This window comes from Vibrio sp. Isolate24 (genome assembly GCF_022398215.1).
Classification (GTDB): Bacteria; Pseudomonadota; Gammaproteobacteria; order Enterobacterales; family Vibrionaceae; genus Vibrio; species Vibrio coralliilyticus_A.
This window is the reverse complement of the sequence record NZ_JAKEUU010000006.1, coordinates 81,654-96,599: the sequence shown is the minus strand read 5'-3', so window position 1 is coordinate 96,599 and position 14,946 is coordinate 81,654. Positions and strand designations below refer to the sequence as shown.

The 14,946-nt window shown below is 45.2% G+C and carries 12 protein-coding genes; 9 read left to right on the top strand and 3 right to left on the bottom strand.

Translation table 11 applies throughout. The features are described 5' to 3' along the window. Positions 1 to 23: 23 nt before the first annotated feature. Positions 24 to 785, bottom strand: a complete 762-nt coding sequence (locus tag L1D23_RS18470; protein WP_239870213.1) for a TatD family hydrolase — start codon at positions 783 to 785, stop codon at positions 24 to 26. A 148-nt stretch (positions 786 to 933) separates the two neighbouring features. On the opposite strand from L1D23_RS18470, the gene hemB reads away from it, so the two are divergent. The 3 genes from hemB (at position 934) to polA (ending at position 5,879) form a co-directional block, all read left to right on the top strand. Continuing rightward, entirely contained in the window at positions 934 to 1,980 is a 1,047-nt protein-coding gene (gene hemB / locus L1D23_RS18465; protein ID WP_239838740.1) for a porphobilinogen synthase, read from the top strand. A 61-nt stretch (positions 1,981 to 2,041) separates the two neighbouring features. Next, positions 2,042 to 2,476, top strand: coding sequence for a GNAT family N-acetyltransferase (locus L1D23_RS18460; RefSeq protein ID WP_239869986.1), 435 nt, complete (start codon positions 2,042 to 2,044; stop codon positions 2,474 to 2,476). A gap of 619 nt (positions 2,477 to 3,095) precedes the next feature. Continuing rightward, on the top strand, positions 3,096 to 5,879 hold the full coding sequence (gene polA, locus L1D23_RS18455) for a DNA polymerase I (RefSeq protein ID WP_239869983.1): 2,784 nt from the start codon (positions 3,096 to 3,098) through the stop codon (positions 5,877 to 5,879). Between the two features lie 775 nt (positions 5,880 to 6,654). On the opposite strand, the gene yihA is transcribed toward polA, so the two are convergent. Further along, the gene (yihA, locus tag L1D23_RS18450) at positions 6,655 to 7,317 is read right to left on the bottom strand and encodes a ribosome biogenesis GTP-binding protein YihA/YsxC (protein ID WP_239869956.1); all 663 of its coding nucleotides are present in this window, start codon (positions 7,315 to 7,317) and stop codon (positions 6,655 to 6,657) included. Between the two features lie 148 nt (positions 7,318 to 7,465). Between yihA and L1D23_RS18445 the strand changes: the two genes are divergently transcribed. The 5 genes from L1D23_RS18445 to hemN all read left to right on the top strand — a co-directional run bounded on the left by L1D23_RS18445 (position 7,466) and on the right by hemN (position 12,137). Further along, a complete protein-coding gene (locus L1D23_RS18445) occupies positions 7,466 to 8,083 on the top strand; it encodes a c-type cytochrome (protein WP_239869951.1) in 618 nt (205 codons plus the stop codon). A gap of 788 nt (positions 8,084 to 8,871) precedes the next feature. Continuing rightward, positions 8,872 to 9,510 carry a class I SAM-dependent methyltransferase gene (locus L1D23_RS18440; RefSeq protein WP_239869933.1) on the top strand — a complete coding sequence of 213 codons (639 nt, stop codon included), beginning with the start codon at positions 8,872 to 8,874 and terminating at the stop codon, positions 9,508 to 9,510. Continuing rightward, complete coding sequence (yihI, locus tag L1D23_RS18435; RefSeq protein WP_239869914.1) at positions 9,510 to 10,067, top strand: Der GTPase-activating protein YihI; 558 nt, start codon at positions 9,510 to 9,512, stop codon at positions 10,065 to 10,067. Before L1D23_RS18440 ends, yihI begins: the two co-directional genes overlap by 1 nt. Before the next feature lie 7 nt (positions 10,068 to 10,074). Continuing rightward, positions 10,075 to 10,563 (top strand): DUF2489 domain-containing protein, encoded by a 489-nt coding sequence (locus L1D23_RS18430; RefSeq protein ID WP_239838733.1) that lies wholly within the window; start codon positions 10,075 to 10,077, stop codon positions 10,561 to 10,563. A gap of 185 nt (positions 10,564 to 10,748) precedes the next feature. Then, complete coding sequence (gene hemN / locus L1D23_RS18425; protein WP_239869911.1) at positions 10,749 to 12,137, top strand: oxygen-independent coproporphyrinogen III oxidase; 1,389 nt, start codon at positions 10,749 to 10,751, stop codon at positions 12,135 to 12,137. Between the two features lie 73 nt (positions 12,138 to 12,210). On the opposite strand, the gene ilvY is transcribed toward hemN, so the two are convergent. Beyond that, entirely contained in the window at positions 12,211 to 13,101 is an 891-nt protein-coding gene (gene ilvY / locus L1D23_RS18420) for an HTH-type transcriptional activator IlvY (RefSeq protein ID WP_239838731.1), read from the bottom strand. A gap of 145 nt (positions 13,102 to 13,246) precedes the next feature. Between ilvY and ilvC the strand changes: the two genes are divergently transcribed. Beyond that, entirely contained in the window at positions 13,247 to 14,731 is a 1,485-nt protein-coding gene (gene ilvC, locus L1D23_RS18415) for a ketol-acid reductoisomerase (RefSeq protein WP_239869891.1), read from the top strand. The last annotated feature ends 215 nt before the right edge of the window (positions 14,732 to 14,946 follow it).

Here is a 14,946-nt window from a genome sequence, read left to right as displayed (position 1 = left end):
CCAAGTGGCAAGCCTTTTTTGTACTACAACTGGAATAGCTTAGTCGCGTTGGACGTGGTGATGGCATCGACTTGTTTGACACTGATGCCACGTAAATCAGCGACTCGCTGGGCAACCAAGGATGTGTATGCAGGTTCATTGCGTTTGCCACGGTGTGGCACTGGAGCTAGGTAAGGGCAGTCGGTTTCAAGAATGACATAGTCCATATCCAGCGACGGAATGACTTTGTCCATGCCACCATTTTTAAACGTCGATACACCACCCAAACCGAGGTGAAAGCCTAATCCATTGATTGCTTTGGCTTCTTCTACACTGCCACCAAAACAGTGGAATACGCCAGACAACGAGCCATCTTGTTCCTGTTCAAGCAGCTGAAGTGTTTCTTCAATGGAGTCACGGGTGTGGATGACGACAGGTAGCTTCATCTCTTTGGCCCAGTTGAGCTGGGTGACAAAGGCCATTTCCTGCTCGGCTTTGTAGGTTTTATCCCAGTAGAGGTCAATACCAATTTCGCCTACAGCAATAAAGTTGTGTTTCTCAAACCAATGGTGAATCACCTGCAGTGTCTGTTCAACATTGCCATCGACATAACATGGATGAAGGCCCATCATTGAGCGACAAACTTGCGGATAGGCTGCTTCAGTCTTTAGCATCGGCTCAATCGACTCCAGATCGATGTTTGGCAACAGGATTTTGTCTATCCCCTGAGCCAAGGCTCTCTCGACGACTTGGTCGCGGTCACTATCAAATTCGCTGGCATAAATATGGGCGTGTGTATCGATCATGGTTTGTCTCTGTAAAGCTTGCTTGGCCTGAGTATACGGCAGTGTGAGCATTTGGTCATTTCTTGCATTTTTACTGCTTGCGGCTAGCGTCATTACGCAAGAGTGATATCATGCAAATCAAGCACTTTCACCACACAAGGAGAACAGAGTGTCAGTTTCCATTCAAGGTCAGTTCCCTGGCCGTCGTATGCGTCGTATACGCAAGCATGACTTTAGTCGTCGCCTTATGGCTGAGAATCAATTAACCACAAGCGATCTGATCTACCCAATGTTTATCTTGATGGGTAAAGACCGCCGTGAAACCGTTGAGTCTATGCCTGGAATTGAGCGTCTGTCTATCGACCTGATGTTGGAAGAAGCACAGTACTTAGCAAGGCTTGGGGTTCCAGCGATTGCGTTGTTCCCTGTGGTGAATCAAGATGCCAAAAGCTTGTGCGCAGCTGAAGCCTACAACCCTGAAGGGCTAGTTCAGCGCGCGGTACGTTCTTTAAAAGAGCATGTGCCAGAAATTGGCGTGATCACTGATGTGGCTCTTGACCCGTTCACGACGCACGGTCAAGACGGCATCATCGATGAAGAAGGTTATGTTCTGAACGATGCAACGACAGAAGTTTTGGTCAAACAGGCTTTGTCTCATGCGGAAGCGGGCGCTGATGTGGTTGCGCCATCAGACATGATGGATGGTCGAATTGGCGCGATTCGTGAAGCGCTGGAAGAAGCAGGCCACATCAATACTCAGATCATGGCTTACTCTGCGAAATACGCATCTTATTACTATGGACCTTTCCGTGATGCAGTCGGCTCAGCGGGTAACCTTAAGGGTGGTAACAAGAAAAACTACCAAATGGATCCGGCCAACACTGATGAAGCGGTGCACGAGGTCGCGATGGATGTCAACGAAGGTGCGGACATGGTGATGGTCAAGCCGGGTATGCCATATCTTGATGTGGTGCGTCGTGTTAAATCGGAACTGCAAGTCCCGACGTTCGCTTATCAAGTGTCTGGCGAGTATGCGATGCATAAAGCGGCATTCCAAAACGGTTGGCTTAAAGAGCGTGAGACTGTGATGGAATCACTGCTTTGCTTTAAGCGCGCAGGTGCCGACGGTATCCTGACTTACTTTGCTAAAGATGTCGCTGAGTGGTTGGCAGAAGAAAATGCTCAGCCTGCTCAGTTTCTAAAAGACGCGGAATAACTCAGCTTACACATATTCAAAGGCTGGCTTGTGCCAGCCTTTGTTGTTTTAAGGAGAACCGATGAGCGTTGAATATCGACTTGGAACACTAGAAGAATGTGTTGAGATTGTCGCGACTATCGAAGAGTTCATACATAAAGAAAGCGTAGAAAGCTTGTCCGAACGATTAGACGGCAAGCGATACCTCATTCAGGTAGCTGAAGAAAATGGCCAGCTACTTGGGTTTAAAATTGGATATGAGATTGACGAAAACACATTTTATAGCTGGTTTGGTGGTGTATCACCTCTGGCTAGAAATAAAGGGGTGGCACAGAAGCTACTCGATTATCAGGAGATCTGGGTCAAAAAACACGCTTATTCTCAACTTAAGGTGAAATCTCGTAATCAATTTCCTTCTATGTTAAGACTCTTACTGAGAAATGGTTATCTAATTGAAAAGTTTGAAGTAAAAGAGCCTTTGATCGAATCAAGAATTCATTTCGTGAAGCAGTTGTAGCACTGTCATAAAAATTAAATGAGATTTTTTCTCATTTAGGGGTTGACGAGATAAATGAGAATAATTATTATTTATCTCGTCTTAGGGAATAAGAGAAGTTCACAAGGACGTCGAGTTACCAGATTCAACTTGGAGACGGTGATGACACTGAACTTAATTGAACTTGCACTAGTTCTTTTTGACACGACATTGCTCACATTGCTTCCAGTGTAATTTATAGCTTTATGGCAAAGCTAACTATTCAATTGAATAAGCTTTGACCCCTTTTTGCTAGGCGACATCGTTAAGATGTCGCTTTTTTTATGCTTAAAATTCATCGCTGGATAAAAGGACACCAATAGTCTTTTCCACAGTCAAGGATCGTTATTGGATCGATATTATGGTGATCGATCTAAAACATTTGTATTATATTTCAACCACTTGTGATGTTTGATTGCAGTTTTGTGACGAAATGTTGTGATAGTGGATAAATAGTATAAACAGAGTTATCCACAGTTGAAGGTATCGATCAGGGGATTATTAACCAAATGTGTGAGTAGTGTACACAGAGTTAAAATGGATCCACTGAAAGAGTCATGGCATCCTAAGCAGATCTTAACTTCTTGGATGCTTAAAGACTATGGCTCATATTCCAGACAACCCGTTGATTTTGATTGACGGCTCTTCTTATCTTTACCGCGCATTTCATGCTTATCCGGGCACTATGAGTAATGGGGAAATTCCAACCAATGCAGTGTACGGCGTTGTGAATATGTTGCGCAGCATGATGCGTCAATTTGCTTCCGATCACATTGCCGTGGTCTTTGATGCCAAAGGAAAAACGTTCCGCGATGAGATGTATCCCGAATACAAGGCTAATCGTCCACCTATGCCTGATGATCTTCGCTGTCAGATTGAACCACTGCACAATGTCATTCGTGCTATGGGACTGCCTTTGATCTGCGTTCCTGGTGTGGAAGCGGATGATGTGATTGGGACATTGGCTCATCAAGCATCGCAAGCGGGTATGCCGGTCTTAATCAGTACTGGTGATAAAGATATGGCTCAGCTAGTCGATGACAATGTGACTCTGATTAACACCATGACCAACGTGGTCATGGATCGAGAAGGTGTGATTGAAAAATTTGGTATTCCACCTGAGTTGATCATTGATTACCTCGCATTGATGGGCGATAAGGTCGACAACATCCCTGGCGTTCCTGGTGTAGGTGATAAAACAGCGACCGCATTACTTCAGGGAATCGGTAGCCTAGAAAAACTTTATGAGAACCTCGATGATATTGCATCCCTTGGTTTCCGTGGTTCCAAAACCATGGCGAAAAAGCTGATTGATAACAAAGACAATGCTTTCATGTCTTATGAGTTGGCAACAATCAAGCTCGATGTCGAATTGGACGAGAACTATGACACTCTAGTGAAGAGTGTGCCGAATAAAGATGAACTCGTTAGGCTTTATGGAGAGCTGGTGTTTAAGTCTTGGCTTAACGAGTTACTTGAAGGTGGGAATGGTGTGGTTGAAGCTGATGAAAAGTCGGGAGCGTCACAGCATGATAAGGCCCCTGAGCTCAGTGTTTCGGCCATTACGATTGATCGTAGCCAATATCAAACGGTTTTAGACAAAGACACGTTTAATGCTTGGTTAGACAAACTCAAGGCTTGTGATGTTTTTGCATTTGATACGGAAACGGACAGTCTCGATTACATGGTCGCTAACCTAGTTGGTGTTTCGTTTGCGACAGAAGAAGGCGTAGCGGCATACGTACCTGTGGCGCATGATTACCTTGATGCGCCAGATCAGCTTGATCGCGACTGGGTACTAGAGCAATTGAAGCCGATTCTTGAAGATGATGCTCAGGCAAAAGTGGGTCAGAATCTAAAGTATGATGCGTCTGTCTTGGCTCGATATGATATTGAGATGAAGGGTATAAAGCATGACACTATGCTCGCGTCTTACGTGTATAACAGCGTTGGCGGCAAACATGATATGGACAGTTTGGCACTGCGCTTCCTACAACATAGCTGCATTTCTTTTGAACAGATTGCGGGTAAAGGTAAGAAACAGCTCACCTTTAACCAGATTGAGCTGGAAGAGGCGTCCCCCTATGCAGCGGAAGATGCAGATGTGACGCTGCGTCTGCATCATCGCTTATCGGCCAATATTGAGCAGGATGAAAAGCTTAAGACTATTTACGAAGAGATCGAAGTCCCGCTGGTGCCAGTATTATCACGTATTGAACGCACAGGGGTGCTGATTGATGATATGAAGCTGGCGGCTCAATCTCAGGAGATTGCGCTTCGTCTAGATGAGTTAGAGCAGAAAGCGTTTGAAATTGCTGAGCAAGAATTCAACATGAACTCACCCAAGCAGCTGCAAGCTATCTTGTTTGAGAAGATGGGGTTGCCAGTGGTGAAAAAGACGCCTTCAGGCACGCCTTCCACCAACGAAGAAGTACTGCAAGAGTTAGCGCTAGACTATCCATTACCAAAATTGATTCTTGAATATCGTGGTTTAGCGAAACTCAAATCGACCTACACCGATAAATTACCCAAGATGATTAACGCTGAAACAGGGCGTGTTCATACGTCTTATCATCAGGCGGTGACCGCGACGGGGCGTCTTTCTTCGACTGACCCTAACTTACAGAATATCCCAATCCGTAATGACGAAGGGCGTCGTATTCGTCAGGCATTTGTCGCGCCGCATGGTTACAAGATCATGGCCGTCGACTATTCCCAGATTGAATTGCGTATTATGGCACACCTTTCAGGAGATAAAGCGCTGCTGGATGCTTTCCAGCAAGGAAAAGACATTCACGCAGCCACAGCAGCTGAAATCATTGGTGTGGACATAGAGCAGGTGTCAGCTGAACAACGTCGTCGTGCGAAAGCGGTCAACTTTGGCCTTATCTATGGTATGAGTGCTTTTGGTTTGGCAAAACAGTTGGGTATTCCGCGTGGCGAAGCACAGCAATATATGGATACCTATTTTGAGCGCTACCCAGGTGTGATGCAGTACATGGAAGACACACGCAGTGCCGCGGCAGAGCAAGGGTATGTCGAAACCATCTTTGGCCGCCGTCTACACTTGCCGGAAATAAAATCACGCAACGGCATGCGTCGTAAAGCGGCAGAACGTGCGGCGATCAACGCTCCAATGCAGGGGACAGCAGCGGACATCATCAAGAAAGCCATGTTATTGGTAGATGAATGGATTGAGAGTCAAGGTCAGGGTCGAGTGAAATTGCTGATGCAGGTGCACGATGAACTGGTCTTCGAAGTTCAGGAGTCAGCTTTAGCCGAAATTGAAAGTAAAGTACAAGAATTGATGGAATCAGCCGCTCAGCTTGATGTGCCTTTGATTGCGGAAGCTGGTCATGGTGATAACTGGGATCAGGCGCACTAGGCAAAAAATAGCCAAAATTCGCTAAATAACATGAGCCAGCGCCCAATCGCTGGCTTTTTTTTGATTCTAAAAAAGCCAGTGCTTATTAGTGCGTCTTGTAGTTTAATAAAATTTTAATGAAAAAAAATTACGAAAAGAGTTTTCATTTCTGACCAATTGTTGTACATTAAACGGCGTAGGGTACAGAGGTAAGATGTTCTATCTTTCAGACCTTTTGTTTCACGTTATTGGATTAGGCTGATTCAGCCGCCCCAGTCAGCATTTGACTGGGGCGTTTTTTATTGCGCCAAAGAAAATTACAATAAATATCATACCCTTACTGATGCCCTTTCTTATTTGTTATGATTTGGCTGCTCAATTCTCAATATCGTACTCTTAACTCGCCTTAATCTTGTATTTGGTAACTCAGACCAATTTTGTAAGAAAACTTCAATCACACTTTTATTTTTTCAAATAGAAAATCAAATCAAGAGCTCAGAGTGTTCGTCTCATTTTATAGAGTAATTATTTATATTTTTTAATGATTTAGGTGTTAGTTGTAGGAAAGGAAAGTGATGGAGACTGAGAAGAAACCAGCCGTTGCATTGTTCTCTACTTTGAACAATCCTATCGGCATAATAATAACTACCTCCTATTTCTCTCCCGTTGCCCCGCCAGGATGGTGGGGATTTTTATTTCTGCTGATGGATATTTCTTTCGCTGCAGTGCCGAGGTAAAAAAGCAGAGACAAAAAAGCCCCACTGAATAGTGAGGCTGGTTTCATCCGGCAGTGCGCCTATTCTTGTTCGTCGCTTTGCTGGTCTTCAATAATCTCATCAGTCAATTGCTCTGCAACGGCAGGGGCAAACCACTCATCAAGTTTGTTGCGCAGGACATCAACACCGATGCCCTTCAACGAAGAAAACGCAGCAACACTTACATCACCACCGAATCCAGCAGAATCCTTCTTGATCTTAAGTACTTGAGCTTTGCGCGCGCCACTTTTCAGCTTATCTGCTTTGGTCAGTAGGACTTGTACAGGGATGCCGCTGTCGACCGCCCAGAATATCAGCTGTTGATCGAGATCCTTCATTGGGTGGCGAATGTCCATCAATACGACTAAACCTTTAAGGCTCTGACGCTTTTGTAGATATTCACCGAGTGATTTTTGCCACTTCTTTTTCATTTCCAGCGGTACTTGGGCGAAGCCATAGCCTGGGAGATCGACGATGTGGCAGCCATCGGTCACTTTAAATAAATTGATCAGCTGAGTTCGACCTGGTGTCTTACTGGTTTTGGCTAAACTTTTCTGGTTAGTCAGTCGGTTAAGAGAACTTGATTTGCCCGCGTTGGAGCGTCCTGCGAACGCAACTTCGATACCTTCATCTTCAGGCATGTGACGAATATCAGGTGCACTGGTGATGAAATGGGTGTTTTGATAATGAATTTTTACGCTCACTGTTAACTCCATCTCGACTTTGTGTAGTCGATTGATTACTTTTTTGTGAAATTGTGTAAAATAACCGTGCTCGGCATAAGGTCGCCTATTGTACCATGAGTGGCAACTCGGAGTGGTACTGGAAGCTTGATAATTATAATGGAATGTCATGAAGAAATTAGCGCTAATCTTGAGTCTTTTAGCCAGCTGCTCTGTATGGGCCCAAGGCAGTATTGAAGCTGGTAAAGCAAAATCCCAAACCTGTGTTGCTTGTCATGGTGCTGATGGCAACAGTCAATTGGCCATGTACCCTAAGTTAGCAGGTCAGCATGCTAAGTATATTGAGAAGCAGCTGAAAGATCTGAAACTAGGTATGACAAGTGGTGGTAAGCAGGGTCGTGTTGATCCGGTGATGGGCGGTATGGCAATGCCACTGTCTGAGCAAGACATGAAAGATCTTGCAGCTTACTACGCATCTCTACCAATTTCTCACAACACGACGCCTGAAAACGTGGTGGAACAAGGCAAAACTCTATATACGGCGGGTGATGCGACACGTGGTCTGACAGCATGTATTGCCTGTCATGGTCCTCGCGGTAACGGTACTGAGCTTTCAGGTTTCCCTAAAATTTCAGGTCAGCACGCTGATTATATCAAAGCTCAGCTAATGAAATTCCGCGATGGCTCTCGTGCTAATGATATGAATGGCATGATGCAAGATATCGCGAAGAAACTGACAGACGAAGATATAGAGACTTTGTCTAAATATGTTGGTGGCCTACACTAAGCCCTATTAAATACTGCCCGAGCAATGTTGTATTGAAAGAGCCCAGACGAGAGTCTGGGCTTTTTCGTATGATGCATATCACAACGACTTTTCTTCAGGGTGGTTCGATCTTCCCCAAAGGTTTGTAAGAGATCGCCCATTTATCGTATTGCTCTTTTCTCGTTGTCTTCTGTAACTATCTGAAAAATAATAGAAGAGAAGCAGTGGACAAAAAAAAGCCGATTTTTTTCTTCAAGTGGATTGTTCAAAATCCATCAATCGTTAAAGTGTGTTCATCGGCAGGGCGCTGATAAAGGAATTTAGGCCATGATGGTCTCCAAGGACGCAAGCGAAGGATGCTTGGAGGTCTATAAAGGAGTTAGGTAAGCAGGAAGCTTACTGGATAGGGATGGTCACCTCGTCTAATGGTTTAGACAGCGAAAAGGATCAGGCTAAGGATTAGCCCAGTTACGGGAAGTAAACGGAAAGCCAAAATTCACTAGGATGGTGAAAAACGACACCTTTTGCAGGGAAAGCGCCAAAAACAAATGGAAATTTGATGCACGATAATATGTGCAACACAGTTTCGCCGAAAGGCATTTTTAGAAAGCGATAGAGTGATCTATCGCTTTTTTTATATCTCAAATCCACCAACTTCCGTCTCTCGCCAACTCGGTTCCTTTATTACATCGATAAGATTATTGGTCAGAGAGGGAAAATTTCATTAAATTGGTGATTATTTGCCCAATGGCACTCCACTCTACAGCTACTTTCTGGTATGTTTCGCATCCCTGTTTGAGGATGTCAGCATGCACCACTGCCCACTTTGTCATTACCCTGAATCGCATCATTACTTTGAAGACAAGCGTCGAGCCTATCTCCAATGTCAGCAATGCGAACTGGTATTTGTCAATCCAGAGCAAAGGCTGGATGCAAAGGCTGAAAAAGCCCACTATGATCTGCATGAGAACGATCCAAATGACGCTGGCTATCGTACCTTTTTATCTCGGGTAGCCAACCCCATATTGGAACGTATTGAGCCTAGCTCAACAGGGTTAGATTTTGGTTGTGGTCCTGGACCGACTCTCTCTTTGATGATGGAAGAGCAGGGGCACAACATGTCATTGTATGACCTCTATTATCACCCCAATACCGAGGTGCTAGAGCGTACATATGACTTTATGACTGCCACTGAGGTGATTGAGCACTTGTATCATCCGGATCAGGTATGGCAGCAATGGTTGAATTTAGTTAAGCCAGGTGGCTGGATTGGTCTGATGACCAAGATGGTCATTGATGTCGAAGCGTTTGCCAAATGGCACTATAAAAATGACCCTACGCATGTGGTCTTTTTTAGCCGCAATACGTTTAAGTACTTGGCAGAGCGGGATCAGCTCAAGCTTGAATTTATTGGTAATGATGTAATTTTACTGAGGAAAACCCAGTAATGAGCCGTAGTAAGAAAGTAAGATCGGGCGGTAATGGTGACGTAATTGTTGTCCGTAATCGCACGGAAGCTGACGTCGAAGGACGTCTACGTAAGAAAGAGAAAAAACGCAAAGGCCTAAAAACGGGCGGTCGTAACTCTGAAGCGAAGCAGAATAAACAGCAGACAGCTGGACAAAAGCGCGACCCACGTTTAGGCAGCAAGAAGAAAATTCCTCTTGTGGTTGAAGCGGTGAAGAAGCCAACCAAAGCAGAACGTCGAGTCAATGCAGAACAAGAGCTAGAGATGCTGGAAAATGATGCCCAGCTGAATGTCTTGCTTGATCGCCTTGATAATGGTGAAAGCTTAGGCGCAGGCCTACAGAAATACGTCGATGAGAAATTGGCGCGTATTGAAGTGCTGATGAAGCAACTCGGCCTCTATGAAGAGGAAGAAGAGCCAGAAATCGTTGAGGAGCCGAGCGCACCTGTGTCGAAAAAGGTGAGTAAGAAAGCTTCATCAGAAGATGAACTGCTGTCGCAGTTCGAAGATCTGGATTTGAACCAGTTTAAAGGGTAGGAAAATTGTGAATGTAACCTTGTTAGCCATTGCTGGTGGAGTCATTATTCTCGGCTTAGCGTCCTATGCGGGTTACCTTCTGCTCCAGCTAAAGAAGCAAAAGGAATTGCAGGAACAGCATACGAAGCTGGCTATTGATAAGCGCAACGCCAACATTTTTGAAAGTGTTCATGTGCTTTGTTTAGCCGGTATTCAAGGCCAGTGTGATTTGTCGGAAATCAGTATTCGCTTATACAACATCATGGACTATGTTCAGGGTGAAGATCGGGTGGATTTTGATACAGAGTTCCCAGCGACATCGGAGCTTTATCATCTTGTCAAAGACATGCCACGTGGTGAAGATCGCCAACAAATGGCGAAGAAAGATCGCATGAAGCAAAACTTAGAGCGTCATAAAGCGGAATCTCGTTTGCAAGATGCGATAATCGACGAGCTCAAGCTGCTGCAGAAAAAAGTTCAGCCTTTAAACAACCAGATCAACATTCAGATGATCTAGATTGATACTTTAGTCACTCGATCACTTACACTTATGGGTGAGTGATCGAGTTATCAATTCTGACTATTGTTACTCAAAAAGCGCTATGCCACCCGGCGACCCGCCTCTGCGTGTGGCAAAATAGCCCCCAAAATATAACGGTTAATCACACCGGATACGCATTACAGCACTAACGGAAGTACACCATGTCTCAGCAAGTCGTCGCAAGCCAACAAATAGTATGGGATCAAGCCATCCTTAATAAATACAACTATTCTGGTCCGCGTTATACGTCTTACCCAACCGCGTTGGAGTTTCACGAAGCGTTCACTATTGCCGACTACGACATGGCGTGTACTGAATACCCGGAGCGTCCGCTGTCGCTCTACATCCATATTCCGTTTTGTCACAAGCTTTGCTACTACTGCGGTTGTAATAAGGTCATTACGCGTCATGCACATAAAGCTGATGAGTATCTCGATGTACTGGAGCAGGAAATCCTGACACGAGCCTCCTTACTGCATGGACGTAAAGTGACTCAGTTGCATTTTGGTGGTGGTACACCCACATTTCTGACCAAGACCCAAATCAGCCGTTTGATGAACATTCTACGAGCGGAATTTAGCTTTGAAGCCAGCGCAGAAATCAGTATTGAAGTCGACCCTCGTGAGATCGAACTGGATATGCTTGATCATCTGCGTGAAGAAGGTTTTAACCGTTTAAGTATTGGTGTTCAAGACTTTAATAAAGAAGTGCAAAAGCTGGTCAACCGCGAGCAAGATGAAGAGTTCATTTTTGCTATGGTTGAGCGAGCGAAACTGCTTGGTTTCCGTTCGACCAACCTTGATCTGATTTATGGCTTACCAAAACAGACTAAAGCGCGCTTCGCTGAAACATTGAATCGAGTTTTGGAGATGCAGCCAGGGCGTTTGTCTATTTTTAACTATGCTCATATGCCGCAGCTGTTCGCTGCTCAGCGTAAGATTAAAGATGAAGACCTGCCACAAGCGGAAGAAAAAATGGCCATTCTTCAGGATACTATAGCGACGTTGACCAATGCTGGTTACCAGTTTATCGGTATGGACCACTTCGCAAAGCCTGATGATGAACTGGCGGTCGCTCAGCGCGAAGGAGTTTTGCATCGCAATTTCCAAGGTTATACCACTCAAGGTGAATGTGACTTGGTTGGTTTTGGGGTTTCCGCTATTTCAATGATCGGCGATGCCTATGCGCAAAACCAGAAAGAGTTGAAAAAGTATTATTCTCAGGTTAATGAACACCGCCATGCTCTATGGAAAGGTGTTGCTCTTGATAGTGATGACTTACTTCGACGTGAAGTGATTAAACAACTTATCTGCAATTTCAAACTCGATAAAGCGGCAGTAGAAGTAGAGTTTGATATTCAGTTTAGTCAATACTTCAAGGAAGACTTGGAATTGCTGCAAACCTTTATAGATGATGGACTTGTTGAAGTAGACGATAAGGAAATTCGCGTGACATTGCGTGGTCGTCTACTGATTCGTAATATCTGTATGTGTTTTGATAAATACCTCCGAGCGAAGGCGCGTCAGCAGCAATTCTCTCGAGTGATTTAATCGTCGCAGTTGCCTCGATAACCACGAACAATACAGCCACCGATAACGGTGGCTTTATTGTTTCTTCGAGCTGTTAGGGCGCGATATAGGCGTCTTGAGCAACCTCCCATAGTGCTTTGACCAGCGGATTATCTAGCTGCGAGCGTTTGCAGCAGACCCCTAACTTGAAAGGCTTGATTGATGCGACCTTGAGCCTTTGAATCTTCTCTTTAACTGGGCTGTTGTTGATCACCACGTCCGGCGCAATACCCACGCCACAACCTAGTGCGACCATACTGACTATCGCCTCATGACCGGAGACTTGCGCATAGATGTTGGGTTTGATTCTCATCGCTTTAAACCAAGTGTTGGCGCGGTCTCGTGCGGTACCTGATTCCGGCACGATGAAAGGGATGGACGACCAGTCAGGTTTGTCCTTTTGCAGCGCTTCAGCAAAGTTGCTCACGCCGACAGGGGCGATTACCGAAAGAGGAATTTCACTAATGGTTTCAAATTTGAGTTTGGCAGGCAGCACTTCCGGTTGGGCGGAGATTGCCACGTCCACTTCATCATTAAGGACTTTGTTTATCGCTTGAGCCGGATCGCCTGTAGACAGTTTAAACTCAATAAACGGATGCTGAAGGCGAAACTCTGACAACAGCTCAGGCAGGTGGCTGTAGCTGGCGGTCACCGAGCAAAATAGGCGAATCTCACCTTTTAATTCTTCTTCGTGCCCTTGAATCTGCGCATTGAAGTTTTGCCATTCTCCGAGAATCTTTAAAGCCACAGGCAAAAGTTTTTTTGCCGCTGGGGTCAATTCAACACTGCGGTTATCCCGTACGAACAATTCTTGCCCAGTTTCTGCTTCCAACTTTTGTACCTGACGACTGAGCGCAGAAGGGCTGATGTGCATAGCAGAAGCCGTTTTGGCGAAGCTTTTACTATCACACAGATGAATGAACAGTTGCAGACTTTTAATGTTCATGAAATAAGTGTTTCCTTGTTGCATTTTTTGCAATAACTAATTGTGAATATATCACTTTAAGCAACCCGATGTCTGATTTAGTATCGAGGCATTCGGTAATGAAACGCCGACCCAAACGGATAAATTCTCAAAGGAGAGCCCTAACATGGCTAACTATTTCAATACATTAAACCTACGTGAGCAGCTAGATCAGCTTGGCCGTTGTCGCTTTATGGACCGCAGTGAATTCGCTACAGAAGCGGATTACCTGAAAGGTAAGAAAGTGGTTATCGTTGGTTGTGGTGCACAAGGTTTGAACCAAGGTTTGAACATGCGTGACTCAGGCCTTGATGTTGCTTATGCACTGCGTCAGGCAGCGATTGATGAGCAACGCCAGTCTTTCAAAAACGCGAAAGAAAATGGTTTTGAAGTAGGTAGCTACGAGACGCTTATTCCTCAAGCTGATCTCGTGATCAACCTAACGCCAGACAAGCAGCACACGAATGTGGTTGAGACGGTAATGCCGCTGATGAAAGAAGGCGCAGCACTAGGTTACTCACACGGTTTTAACATTGTTGAAGAAGGCATGCAGATCCGTAAAGACATAACCGTCGTGATGGTTGCGCCTAAGTGCCCGGGTACTGAAGTACGTGAAGAGTACAAGCGTGGCTTCGGCGTTCCTACGCTAATCGCAGTTCACCCAGAGAACGATCCAAAAGGTGAAGGTTGGGATATCGCCAAAGCTTGGGCAGCAGGTACTGGTGGTCACCGAGCAGGTTGTCTAGAGTCTTCATTCGTTGCTGAAGTGAAATCTGACCTAGTGGGCGAGCAAACTATTCTGTGTGGCATGCTACAAGCAGGTTCAATCGTTTCTTACGAGAAGATGGTTGCGGAAGGTATTGATCCAAGCTACGCAGGTAAGCTAATCCAGTATGGTTGGGAAACCATTACAGAAGCGCTGAAGTTTGGTGGCATCACACACATGATGGATCGCCTATCAAACCCGGCGAAAATCAAAGCATTTGAGCTTTCTGAAGAGCTGAAAGAGCTGATGCGTCCACTGTACAACAAGCACATGGATGACGTAATCACAGGCCACTTCTCTAGCACTATGATGGCTGACTGGGCAAATGATGATGCGAACCTACTAGGCTGGCGCGCAGAGACAGGCGAAACAGCGTTTGAGAACTACCCAGCAGGTGATGTGGAGATCTCAGAGCAAGAGTACTTCGACAACGGTATCCTTCTAGTTGCAATGGTGCGTGCGGGTGTTGAGCTAGCATTCGAAGCAATGACAGCATCAGGTATCATTGATGAGTCAGCGTACTATGAGTCACTACACGAGCTACCACTCATCGCAAATACAGTCGCGCGTAAGCGTCTGTACGAAATGAACGTTGTTATCTCTGATACGGCTGAATACGGTAACTACCTATTTGCTAATGTCGCTACACCACTACTGCGCGAGAAGTTCATGCCTTCTATTGGCACTGACGTGATTGGTAAAGGTTTAGGTGAGACTTCTAACCAAGTAGACAATGCAACGCTAATCGCAGTCAACGATGCAATCCGTAACCATCCTGTTGAGTACATCGGTGAAGAGTTACGTGGATACATGACGGATATGAAGAATATCGCGGTAGGCGGTTAATCTTCTTCGCTAAGATGAGTAAAGAACTCCAGACAGACTGGAGTAATAAATACAAAATATAAACACAACACTTAATGAAAAGGCTTGGTCGCCGTTGACCAAGCCTTTTTTATTTTCCATAAGCTAGGTATGCACTGAGGGATAGAATAAAGTTTGAGAAAACAAAAAGGGCTGACGCAGTACGCCAACCCTCCATATTTCATCACTATTAGCTT

Excerpts from the sequence above, each read along its gene's own strand:
- hemN (WP_239869911.1), top strand. The coding sequence starts at position 10,749 with ATGTCTCAGCAAGTCGTCGCAAGCCAACAAATAGTATGGGATCAAGCC.
- L1D23_RS18445 (WP_239869951.1), top strand. The coding sequence starts at position 7,466 with ATGAAGAAATTAGCGCTAATCTTGAGTCTTTTAGCCAGCTGCTCTGTA.
- ilvC (WP_239869891.1), top strand. The coding sequence starts at position 13,247 with ATGGCTAACTATTTCAATACATTAAACCTACGTGAGCAGCTAGATCAG.
- polA (WP_239869983.1), top strand. The coding sequence starts at position 3,096 with ATGGCTCATATTCCAGACAACCCGTTGATTTTGATTGACGGCTCTTCT.
- yihI (WP_239869914.1), top strand. The coding sequence starts at position 9,510 with ATGAGCCGTAGTAAGAAAGTAAGATCGGGCGGTAATGGTGACGTAATT.
- ilvY (WP_239838731.1), bottom strand. The coding sequence starts at position 13,101 with ATGAACATTAAAAGTCTGCAACTGTTCATTCATCTGTGTGATAGTAAA.
- L1D23_RS18460 (WP_239869986.1), top strand. The coding sequence starts at position 2,042 with ATGAGCGTTGAATATCGACTTGGAACACTAGAAGAATGTGTTGAGATT.
- L1D23_RS18440 (WP_239869933.1), top strand. The coding sequence starts at position 8,872 with ATGCACCACTGCCCACTTTGTCATTACCCTGAATCGCATCATTACTTT.
- L1D23_RS18470 (WP_239870213.1), bottom strand. The coding sequence starts at position 785 with ATGATCGATACACACGCCCATATTTATGCCAGCGAATTTGATAGTGAC.